Origin of the sequence: Pseudomonas putida (assembly GCF_001636055.1) — a bacterium.
Taxonomy (GTDB): Bacteria; Pseudomonadota; Gammaproteobacteria; order Pseudomonadales; family Pseudomonadaceae; genus Aquipseudomonas; species Aquipseudomonas machongensis.
Map to the genome: position 1 here is coordinate 2,580,177 of NZ_CP011789.1, position 11,368 is coordinate 2,591,544.

Sequence of the window (11,368 nt, forward strand, 5' to 3'; positions counted from 1 at the left end):
CAAACCGTTGGTACCTCGGCCTGGTGCGTTGAACCGTACTCTGGCTAGCGTATGTCCCGGAGCTTTCATACGGTTCTCAATTAGCTTTCAGGTAAGCGATGGACGAGAACATCAGTTTTCTATCGGGCCCACCTCCCCAACCTTCGAACTTGACGTGGTCTTCCGCCCAAGACACCACTTTCGCGGTGTACGTTTCTCCTGTTTTGTAGGCGTACTGGACCTGCTTGCCCACGAGGTCTTTGGCCGCTGCTTGCAATTGAGCGAGCGTTTGGAAGGTGTCGGTCTTCTTGCGTATGGCGGCAATGGTTTTGGCATGGGAGTCTGCGCGTTTTGCAGCCTCCTGAGCTGAACGGGCTTTGGCTTGTGCGGTTGCAAGCTCGCCTTCGCTGGCCGCTGCCTCGGCGTCCTGATACGCCTTTTTTGCCTCGTCCACGGCTGCTTGCAGTTTGCCCATTGCACCCGTCGCCTCTTTTTTTTCTGCGCTTGCCTCGGGGATGTTCATGGACGTGGCTTGATAGTCGGCTTGCGCCGACTTCTGTGAGGCCTCGGCGGCCTCGGCTGCGGCCTTGGCAGAGGCAACCGCAGTGGCGATCTCAGCCTTGAGCTTGTCGGCGGCTTCTTGAGCAGCCTTTTCAGCGGCTTCTTGAGCAGCCTTTTCGGCGGCTTCTTGAGCAGCCTTTTCAGCAGCTTCACGCGCAGCCGCCTCGCGAGCCTTGGCCGCGTCCTGTGCATCCTTGCAGGCATTCTGAGCCGACTCGGCGGCCTCCCGGGCCGACTTGGCGTTTTTCTGCGCCTCATCTGCGCTGGCTTGCGCGCTGTCCACCTGGCCTTTCTTTGCAGCGGCTTCGGTGTTCTTGCGGGCGGTGCTGGCCGCTTCGGCAGCTTTCTCGGCTTTGGCGATCGCTTCAGTCACTTGCTTGAGCTGCTTGGCCGCCTCGGGCGCCTTCAGCGCCGGATTGTCAGCCTGCGCCTGGGCGGTTGCCAGTGCCGCATTGGCGGCCTGTTCCGCTTCTCGTGCAGTGACGATGGCATTGTCAGCGTTACCTGAACTTGCTGGCTGACTGCTGCCGTTGCCGCTTGGTGATTCGCCTGCTGCGCTGTCGCCCCCATCAGCAGAGCCGGTTGTACTTTCGGCCTGCAGCAGCTGCTTGACTTCGTCGCGAAATGCCGTAGGACCATCAACCGCGCTGTAGCTGACGGTGATGGTGATGTCTTTGAGCCTGCACTCATTGTCCCTGTAAAACTCAGGGTTGTTCCTGGCGCCGCCTGGGAACGCCAGCCGCCAGCTCGAGATCAGCCCGGTGCCTTCGAAGGGTTGATAGCGGGCCTTGTCGGGTACCGACGGCTGCAGATCGAAGTTACGCGACACTTCCTTGACCGACCACAGGGCAATGCTCTGGTTCGGCCGGAGGTCGCGAAGCACATGCTTGGGGCTGCCTTGGCTGGCCGAATACAGGTGGCGGGCGCCTTCGATGTCCGCTTCCAGAAGCACCTTGTTCGAGGTCTGGTAGAGCATGGCCGAGATCGGTTTCGAAGAACCTGACCCTGGGATTTCGAAGGCCAGCGTGATGCGTTCCAGGCGGCGCAGGTAATGGCCTGGGAAATCGATGTCGAACACTCGTGCCGGCAGCTCGAACAGGATTTCATCGTTGTCCAGTTGCTCGTGCAATTGGCTGGCGGTCCACCCGGTGAGTGCCAGTAGGGAGAAATCCTTGCGGATATCCAGGGGCCTGTGGTTGTCACGGATCGCTGCGACGTCCATTTGCATCAGGTCGCGCTCAAGCGCTTCGCCCGCAAGCATCCCACGCCAGTTGTCGAGCCAGCCGTCCGTCCTGATCCAGCGACTGGTGAAATCGCCGAGTTCGTACCGCAGGCAGTTTTCGGCCATCAGGCAAAGGGAAGTGGTTGCGTCGTACGCGGTGCTGTAGATCTCCGACAGCCGACCGATCAACCACAGATAAGTGGTGTGGCTGGCGAATACCGATTGCATGACCTCGTATTCGGCCTGGTGCGCCTGGCGGGTTGCACGGGCCTCGTGCACGGCGATGCCGGCGGCCTTGATCTGTATGTCTCGCTCGCGCAGTTGAGCATCGATGATGCCGAGTTCATGTGTGGCCTGGTCGGCTTCATGCTGCCATTGCTGGCGACGCAGAATGTATTCCGCTTGCTTGTCGATCGTATTGCTCATGGTTTCGAGTGTCTCGGCCACAGCCTCCCAAGCATTGGCCGCCGACTCAAATGCTTCCTGCGGGCTGAAACCACCCACCGCCATACCGAAAATGGTCGGTGCCATTGCGGCGCCCGCTGCCATGGCGTAGCTGGGGACCGATGGCAGGCGGGTGGCGACAGAAGACGTTGCCAGTGCAAGCACAGCCGTTTCCAGCTCGATCACGCCTTCGTCCACCAGCCGCTGGTAATACTCCTGACGTTGTTCAATCATGGCTCTGGAGCGCAACACGGTGTCACGCTCGCGCTTGGCCAGTTCCAGCGCTTGCTCCTGCAGCTGACAAGGGAAGTCCAGCAGCCTGATCAGGTTGCGTTTGCCGAGCAGTTCCAGTTGCTGGGCGGCTTCGGTGTTGTAGAAGCCCAGCAAGGTTTGCCCCAAGGCGATCAGTTGCTGCACCGCTTCTCCGGCGCATTTGCGCGCCTCCTCGTAACGGCAGGGGGGCACGATGGGCGCAACCGGCGTGGCCTCGCCCCGGTCCTGGGCGACAACGCTGTTGCCCAGTGCGATCTGGTCGAGTGTGTCGGGGTCGAGCATGATCGCAGCGGGCTTGCCATCTAGGGTCAGGCCGTGGCGCAGGTTGAACAGACGGTCACGCAGCAGGTTGCGCAGCGTGACGAGCTTGTTGTTCAGCGGCGGGGTAAAGGCCGTGGAACTGGCCTCCGCTAGCGTCGGTGGCTGGGCCGGTGCGCTGGACAGGTCTTCGGGGAGCACGCCGATCAGGCGCAGCGCCTTGTCATAGCACAACGCGGCCTCGACCAGCGAATCCAGCGTCAGCATGCGGTATTGGTCATCACCCTGGCGTTGCCAGTTTTCCACCACTAACAGGTGCAGCGCCTTGCGGTAGCGCTCGGGTTCGGCGTAGGCCAGCAGGTCCGGGTCGTTGGTCTGGGCGCTGGCGGTGAAGGCTGCACGGGCCAGCAGAGGTCTTGTCAGCCAGAACAGCGGCGGGTGGTTCCCCTCGGGCACCCAGGTGCGGTAGGGGTCGAACAGGAACCGTGTGCACCAGCGCCAGGCTTGGCTGTATTCGCGGTTCTGGCGTTGCAGCCAGGTGACCAGGAACGGCACGTGGAAGAAAAGCTCCCAGAAGTACAAGCCGTTGGCGCTGCGCAGGTCGACGATGGTGCCTGAACTTGCAGGTTCCAGGGGCGGTTCTGGCAAGTGTTGGGCTTTCCATGACAGCGACTGTTCGACCGATTGAGTAGCCAGTGCCACCAGTTGCTTGCCAAACAGGGTGTTCAGCCGCAGGGTACGGAAAGGGGGGGCATTGGTCTGGTCTTCAGCTTTGTCATTGACCTCCTTGAAGTCCAGGTACAGAGCCTGTGTTTCATTGCGGCAGATCTGCACACTGGGGATCGCGTCGTCGTCTTTCTCTTCCAGGGTATAGGCGCAGGTAGCCGTTGCGATGGGGTCGGTTGTACTGACTTGTTCGTTATAGAAGTCTAGCGAGACAGTGTAGTCACGAATGTCCTTGTTGATGGGGAGGCTAAAATTGACAGCACCTTTACCGTTGGCGATCAACGTGTCCTCGAACGCCATTTCGTGCTTGGGATCAAGATAGAAAAGGATTTTGCGGCAGGCCGCCGGATGGAAGTATCGAAGGCGTAATATCGCCTGCAGCGATTCGTCAGGCAGGTCGGGCGTGATTTTTTTTAATTCATCGAGCTCTTCGGCGATGAGCGTGTTGATCGCGTCTGCCTTGTCCAGCGCTTTGGCGTTGTCAATGGCGGTGTGCAGTGCGATGGGCTGGCGCGGTTGCTCGATGTTGGTGATGCCAACCAATTTGCAATACTGTTCTGCAGGTAGGTAGCGTACCTTGAGCAGGAAATTCTTTAGTTTACTGAACGCGTCAGCGTTGTCGGTGGGTAAAGTTTTGAGTATCTGGAGATGTTGTTCCTCAAGGCGGGCCTGCTCAAATACTGAGAGTGTCCAGCTAGGAATTGAGTTTTCTTTAGGTTTGTTGGTGAGTTTTATGATGAGTTTGGAAAAATCAAGTTTCGGGGTGGGTCTTGTTTTAAATATTGGCAACAAAGCGCTATCATAAAGTGTGAGTTTTGGTTCTTTTTTGGACTGAATTTTTACTTTCGCCGTTCTGAGCCAACCTGAGAGGGACCAGGTTTTGGGCGCGAAAATATGTTTGGAGTTGGAGAGTATTGGTACGGAGATTTCAAACCTGTCTTCGGTTTTGAAAATTGCTACAATTTCAATCAGTATGTCATGTTTGACGTCGATTGCGGTTCGTTGTGCTCTTTTGCTTGTAAATGTTATGACGTTAAAGTTTTCATCAAGATATTGCTTTCTGTTGTGTTCTAATGTGTTTTTTTTATTTTCTAGTTCTGTTAATTCTTTGCTATGATTTTTGGTTGTGTGTTCTTTTGTTTTGTGGATTTCTTCTGCTAGCGTGTCGATTTCATGATTTAGGCTAACTATTTTTAGTATTTGTTCTGTCTTTGGTTTTATATCTAGTTTTTGTACTTCCAAAATTAATGTGTGGTCTAGGGTTGCGAGATCGGCGTCACTTAGGGTTTGTTTTTTGTAGTGAGATGCGAAAGGTACTGACTTTATATCTATTGATAATCCCCATGGGCGGTTGGGTGTTACAACGGTTTCAGAGATGCTTAGGTTTTCTTTTTTCAACCTCCATGTGCTATCCAGCGTGACATCGACTGAGATGCAATCCAAAGCGTCAGACAATGATGCCTCAATAGAGGCCTGCCCGAGCGTACTGATTTCGTAGCGATCTTTTACTTCATCTTTAGAAGCCAGGTCGCTCCAGCTGAACGCTGTGGAATCTTCCTCGACCGTCTTCAGCTGGGTAACCGCCCCCACATAGGGATGTTGTACCGTCCGCGGGTCTCGGAAGAAGCTCAACCACCGCTTCACCATGTTTGTCTCGATGGGGCGGTCCGTCACGTTACCGAGATCGAGCGCTTTGTCCTCGAGCAACAGCAGGTCCTTGGTGCTGATGAAATAATCAACGTTGCGTGTCGGCTCTTTTCCTTCCTCCGCTGGCAGTGAGCTATCGAACACCACGGTGGTCAACCAGGGGTCGTGCAACCGATCCCCATGGATGTTGACCATGACCATCAATCCCGGCATGAACGTCCTGGTCTTCAAATACACGTTGGTGTTTGCAGCAGTCCCTGCTGTGTTGGTCGCCAGTACTTCGCTGCTCTTGAACACGCCTTGCTCGTCATGCCCGTCCAGCGTCATGAACTCATTGGGCGGGCTCCAGTTGCCATCGGTCTGCTGGAAGGCGAATAACACCCGCAAGGCAAAGTACTCGCTGGGCTTGCTGTCGGGCCCCATGGGAATCCCGGTGGTATCACGCTCGACCCACACCACATAACGACGACCGGCAACGATCACCGGGCGGATCAGCTCGATATGGGTACGGTTGTCGTCCGTCTTCGGCGGCAGTGGGGTCAGCGCGATCGTTGCGCTGACCGCCAGGCTGATCTTCTCCCACTCGCCCCACGCCAACATGCTCGGCACGCCCTGTTGATCACGCTGCGACATGTCCAGGGTGCGCCAGTAGAACTCGGTCGGCTCGACGTTGGTCTTGCCGATGAAATGGTAGGTATCGGTCAGTGGCGAGGTGCAGTCGGCATACACGGAGATCGGCTGGATATTGCTCAGGGTTTCGAAAGTACTCAGATAGCCAAGCATGGCCATATGGATGTCTTCGGGCTGGCATTTGCCCTGCGCCAGCTGAGTCTCCAGGTCTTTGAAGGCGCTGGTCTTGCGCTGGCGGCGGGTGGGGTCGATGAAGTTCTGGGGCTCGTTGTGCGCATCCTGGCGCAGCCTCCAGCGCTCGTAGCTGCTGCTGAAGTTTTCCCATTCGTCGCGCTCGGCGTCGCTGATCGCGGTGCTGCGGTAGCCGTTTTCCAGGCGTGAGTGGATCTGGTGCAGGTAGCGTTGCAGGCTGGCGGTGGCCGACAGCGTGCGGGTGGTCAGGGGTTCGTGAGACACCTGCAGGTCGATCAGCAGGTAGTCGGCCAGGGTCTGCGTGCTGGTGATCCAGCTGTGTGCCGGGTCGGTCGGCGCCCATTTGGCGATCATCCAGTGCATCAGGGCGTCGCGCCAGGCAACGCTGTGCTGTTCATCGACCACCTTGCGTTGCTTGGCGCTGCAGCCTTTGCGCAGGGCCACGGCGGCCTGCTGGAAGGGGGCGTAGCTGTCGGTGCTGGGCAGCTTGCTCAGTTGCAACAAGGTGTCCAGTGCCAGCTGGTGTTTGTCTGCCAGCTCGAGGGTGCGCAGCAGGCGATCGATGCCCATCAAGGTGTCGGGCGGCGCAATGTCGATCAAACCACAGAGAGAACCGCTGGTGCGGCCGAGCAGCTGTTCCAGGGCGGCCCAATGTTCTTTTGCCGTGTTGTCTGCAGATGACGCTTCGTCGTGCGCCTCGAACCTTTGCAGGTGAACCAGCAGGTCCTGTTCACCCATGCCCAGTGCTAGCCTGGCCAGTACTGCCTTGTAACGGCCGAGTTGATAGAGGGTGCTCAGGTCCAGCGGCCGGCACTTGTCCGATTTCGGATCCTTGAGGTTGAACCTCTCTGGGGTAAGCGTCAGCTGATCCAGCAAGTGTGCGCTGAGTTTGAACAGTTTTGTCACGTCGGCGTAGCGTTGCAGGGTTGACCACTGCGTGAGGTCACTTTCGGTGAAGCACGCCTTTGGTGTCGTTGACTCTGCAGTACACTGCGCAGCGATGGCCGCTATCCGGGTGCTCAACAGCTCGGCGTCGACCCCGGCCCAGCGCAGCAGGGGCGCAACAAGGTTTGGTGATTCGAGCCCCAGTGCCGTTTTCAGCTGCAGGTGAAGGGCATCGGCGTTCTGGCTGCCTTGAGGGTTGAACGCATTTCCCCACGCCGGGTGGAAGCCAGGCGCCCGGGGATTGAGCAGGTAGGCCAGTTGCAAGGCGTCCATGCCCTGGTGCTGCAGCCACTGCGCAGCCTGCAGCACACCGGCGATCACATCGATGATGTCGGCTTTGCCGGGCTCGCCTGCAAGGCTTGGCTGGCCGGCCAATTGTTGGCAGTAGACAGGGTCCTGATTCATCAGTACGTCGATCAGGGACAGGCCCTGCAGGGTCGACGTGCCGAACACCCGGGCCAGGGCAACGATCCGGTAGCAGGCCGAGACCACGGCCAGCGAGCGTGTCGGTTTTTGCAGATTCTGTGCTTTGACCACCCGATCCAAAATGCCCCGCAGCAAGGTGTCATCCACCTTCAGGCCAAGGGCCAGCTGCTTGACTGTCAGGCCGTCGGCACCTGTGGTGGACGCAGGATCGAACGCCTTGTCGTCCAGTTTCAGGGAGGGTTGTGCAGGTTGGCCGTCTTCATCATGCCCGGCGGCGAACAGCTGGTCGTAGAACGAAGCCTGCCGCCCAATGGCATAGGGTGAGAGTGCATCGATCAACGCAGCATACTGCTCGGCATTGACGTTGTATTTTTGCTGCAGATGACGGAACAGCCCGAGTGCGCGCAGGGTCTTGTCCGTCAATTGATAGTTGCCGGTCTGGCCTTCGGCACGCAGCGCAGCCATGACCAGCGTGTCAGTCTGGGCTGCGCTCAGGCCCAGGGCCCGCTGCAGGCGCAGTATGCGTTGGAGGCGGTCCAGGTGGGCATCGGTGAGGCCTTCGATGCGCACGATTTTTTTTGTCGCAGGCTGCGCGGGCGCCGATTCGAGCAGATACAACGGCGTTGCACCGTTATTGATGAACACGGCGCCATATACCTGGCTGGATGGCTTGGCGGCTGTGGGCACGTGGGGGCTGCGGGTCACCGCCGTACCGCCCTTGCCGACAGCCTCTACAGCCAGCAACTGGCGCAGTTCACGACGGCTCAGTGCCAGCGCCTTGGCCAGCTTTCGCGTCGTATCGTACGCGGTTGCACTGAGCATCAGCTCGCTGGGCGTAGCGTCGAGCAGCAGGGTCCGCAGTTGCGGCGAGAAACCGCTGGCCAGTGTGGTGGCAGTCCGCTGGGTGGCCGAGGGCAGATGGTCGAATGTGAACAGTGGATAACAGAGGCTGGTAGCACTCAGCAGGTCCCACAACTGTACCTGTTTGGCCGCCAGTGTCGCTTTGACCGACTCCCAGGCACGATGGAAGGGCACACTGGCTTGGCCGGAGCCTTGCGCAACCGCTGCTTGTAGCGTCTGATTCTTTGCCAGGGCTTGCTGAGCACGGTTTTCCAGCAGTTCAAGCGTAATCCTGATCTTGGGCAGGGTACGCCGGGCGTTTCTGTCGTCGAGCTTCAACGTCAGCAGGTCAGGGCGCCGTGTCAGCAGGGTGATCGGTGCGTTGACATCCGCGCGTACTTCGAACGCTTGAATCAGTTCCTTGAGGTGCACCAGGTAGGCCAGCCTGCTGTCGTTGCTCATCAACGCCCCGGGCGCGCAGCGTGTGCGGTCTTCCGGGAACAGCTTCATGTAGTTGGCGGCGTCTGGGCGGTTGGCAGGGTTGGTGGCGTCATTCATCGCGGACAGTCCTCGGCAGATGCTGTTGCGCTGACGCGGCTGTAAATCTGCGCCAGGCCCACTGCGGCAAACTACACGCGTCCGCCGCAGGGCACACCTGACAGAAATACTAGGTAGGTCGATGTTTCGCAGGCTCATGCAGGGCCAGGCATGCGCTCAAAGTGGCCACGCCGTGGTTTGCCTGAACTGTGTTGTGATAGCGGCTTGCACCGCCAAGGGGCACTGAACGGCCCCGGCTGTTGGTCGAATAAAGCAGTGCCCGCCTGCCGGGCAGGCCAGCGATATGGCGGAGTCATTGGGCCCCTGTGTGACCCGGCCTGGTCTATGCTCAGGCCTTCACCGGCGGCTCCTGGCTCGGCGGATCACCCACCGTCGGCGGCACGGTCGGCTTGATCGGCAGTTCGTCCGGATCTTCCTCGGGCACCGGCGGCGGCAGCGCCGGGTCGTCGATGTTCGGATCGGGCGTCTCCGGTGGAATGGGAATGTTCATGGCCTGACCTCGCGCGGTGGATGAAGAGGTTCTGCAGGCTTCGACCTGCCGTGCCAGCCATTCGCTCAATTTTTTTGAACCCGCTGCGCACCCACGGCTCTGAACCCTTACCGCCACCAGCTTAGGGGAGCAAGGTTCGATGTCCGGTAATGAGCCCGTCGCAAAAGCGCCTTTCGAGCAAGTGCCCAAGGCCAACGATCATCCCGACCAGGCCATCAGCCTGTCCCAGGCCTTGCTGGCGCCACGCATCGTGATCGAGGACACCACGCCCGTGCTCGACGGCGGCACCTTCGCGGTCAAGGCGGTAAGCGGGCAGGCGGTGCAGGTCACCAGCAAGGTCTACAGCGACGGCCATGACCGCCTGTCGGTGGTCTTGCACTGGCGCCAGGCCCATAGCCGGCACTGGCATGGCGTGCCGATGACTTCGGCAGGCAACGACCTGTGGGTTGCCGAGTTCACCCCAGTGGAGCTCGGCTTGCACCTGTTCGGCATCGAAGCCTGGATCGATCCCTACGCCACGTACTGTCACGACCTCGAGAAGAAGTATCACGCCGGGGTGGAGGTCAAGCTGGAGCTGGAGGAGGGCAGGCTGCTGCTGGGTAAGGGCATCGAGCGCAGCGAAGGGCCGTTGCGCGAGCAGCTCGAGCAGTTGCAACAGCGCTTGCCGACGCTGGCGCCGGGCGATCAGGTGGCGTTGCTGCTGAGCCCCGAAAGCGCCAGCCTGATGAGCCAGGCCGAGCACCGCAGTTACCTGACCCGCAGTCCCGAGCTGCCGCTGGACGTGGACCGCGAGCGCGCCCTGTTCGCCAGCTGGTACGAACTTTTCCCACGCTCTGTCACCGACGATCCGGCGCGCCACGGCACGTTCGACGATGTGCACCAGCGCCTGCCGATGATCCGCGACATGGGCTTCGACGTGTTGTACTTCCCGCCCATCCATCCCATCGGCAAGCAGCACCGCAAGGGGCGCAACAATGCCTTGCAGGCGGGCCCCGACGATCCGGGCAGCCCCTACGCCATCGGCAGCCCAGACGGCGGCCACGACGCCATCCACCCGCAACTGGGCAGCCGCGAAGACTTCCGTCGGCTGGTCGCCGCCGCCGCCGAGCATGGCCTGGAAATCGCCCTCGACTTCGCCATCCAGTGTTCCCAGGACCATCCCTGGCTTACCGAACACCCGGGCTGGTTCAGCTGGCGCCCGGACGGCACCATTCGCTACGCCGAGAACCCGCCGAAAAAATACCAGGACATCGTCAACGTCGATTTCTATGCGCCCGAGGCCGTCCCCTCGTTGTGGCTGGCATTGCGCGATGTGGTGGTTGGTTGGGTCGAGGAGGGCGTACGCACCTTCCGTGTCGACAACCCGCACACCAAGCCGCTGCCTTTCTGGCAATGGCTGATCGCCAATGTGCGCAGCCAGTACCCGGATGTGATCTTCCTGGCCGAGGCCTTTACCCGGCCGGCGATGATGGCGCGCCTGGGCAAGGTCGGGTACGCGCAGAGCTACACCTATTTCACCTGGCGCAACACCAAGCAGGAGTTGCGCGAGTACTTCGAACAGCTCAACCAGCCGCCGTGGAGCCTGTGCTACCGGCCGAACTTTTTCGTCAACACCCCCGACATCAACCCCTTTTTCCTGCAGACCAGCGGCCGCGCCGGTTTTCTCATCCGTGCGGCGCTGGCGACCATGGGCTCGGGCCTGTGGGGCATGTACTCGGGGTTCGAGCTGTGCGAGGGCACGCCGTTGCCGGGCAAGGAGGAGTACCTGGATTCGGAGAAGTACGAGATCCGCCCGCGCGACTTCACCGCGCCCGGCAATATCGTCGCCGAGATCGCCCAGCTCAACCGCATCCGCCGACAGAACCGCGCCTTGCAGACGCACCTGGGCGTGGCCTTCTTCAACTGCTGGAACGACCAGATCCTGTATTTCGCCAAGCGCACGCCCGAGCGCGACAACTTCATCCTGATCGCCATCAGCCTCGATCCGTACAACGCCCAGGAAGCGCATTTCGAACTGCCGCTGTGGGAGCTGGGGCTCGATGACAGCGCCGATACGCAAGGTGAAGACCTGATGACCGGGCACCGCTGGACCTGGCATGGCAAGACCCAGTGGATGCGCATCGAGCCTTGGCACCAGCCGTTCGGCATCTGGCGAATCAGCAAGCTCGGCTGATCCC

The 11,368-nt window shown here is 59.9% G+C and carries 3 protein-coding genes; 1 reads left to right on the forward strand and 2 read right to left on the reverse strand.

Annotated elements, in window-relative coordinates:
* Nucleotides 1–76: 76 nt before the first annotated feature.
* Nucleotides 77–8,701 carry a neuraminidase-like domain-containing protein gene (locus AB688_RS11695; RefSeq protein WP_063544201.1) on the reverse strand — a complete coding sequence of 2,875 codons (8,625 nt, stop codon included), beginning with the start codon at nt 8,699–8,701 and terminating at the stop codon, nt 77–79.
* Nucleotides 8,702–9,029: 328 nt separating this feature from the next.
* A complete protein-coding gene (locus AB688_RS27005) occupies nt 9,030–9,191 on the reverse strand; it encodes a hypothetical protein (protein ID WP_172964780.1) in 162 nt (53 codons plus the stop codon).
* Between the two features lie 139 nt (nt 9,192–9,330).
* On the opposite strand from AB688_RS27005, the gene AB688_RS11700 reads away from it, so the two are divergent.
* Nucleotides 9,331–11,364: an alpha-1,4-glucan--maltose-1-phosphate maltosyltransferase gene (locus AB688_RS11700; RefSeq protein ID WP_063544203.1), complete on the forward strand. Its 2,034-nt coding sequence runs from the start codon at nt 9,331–9,333 to the stop codon at nt 11,362–11,364.
* Nucleotides 11,365–11,368 lie beyond the last annotated feature (4 nt).

Coding starts and splice junctions, on each gene's coding strand:
- AB688_RS11695 (WP_063544201.1), bottom strand. CDS start 8,701: ATGAATGACGCCACCAACCCTGCCAACCGCCCAGACGCCGCCAACTAC.
- AB688_RS11700 (WP_063544203.1), top strand. CDS start 9,331: ATGTCCGGTAATGAGCCCGTCGCAAAAGCGCCTTTCGAGCAAGTGCCC.
- AB688_RS27005 (WP_172964780.1), bottom strand. CDS start 9,191: ATGAACATTCCCATTCCACCGGAGACGCCCGATCCGAACATCGACGAC.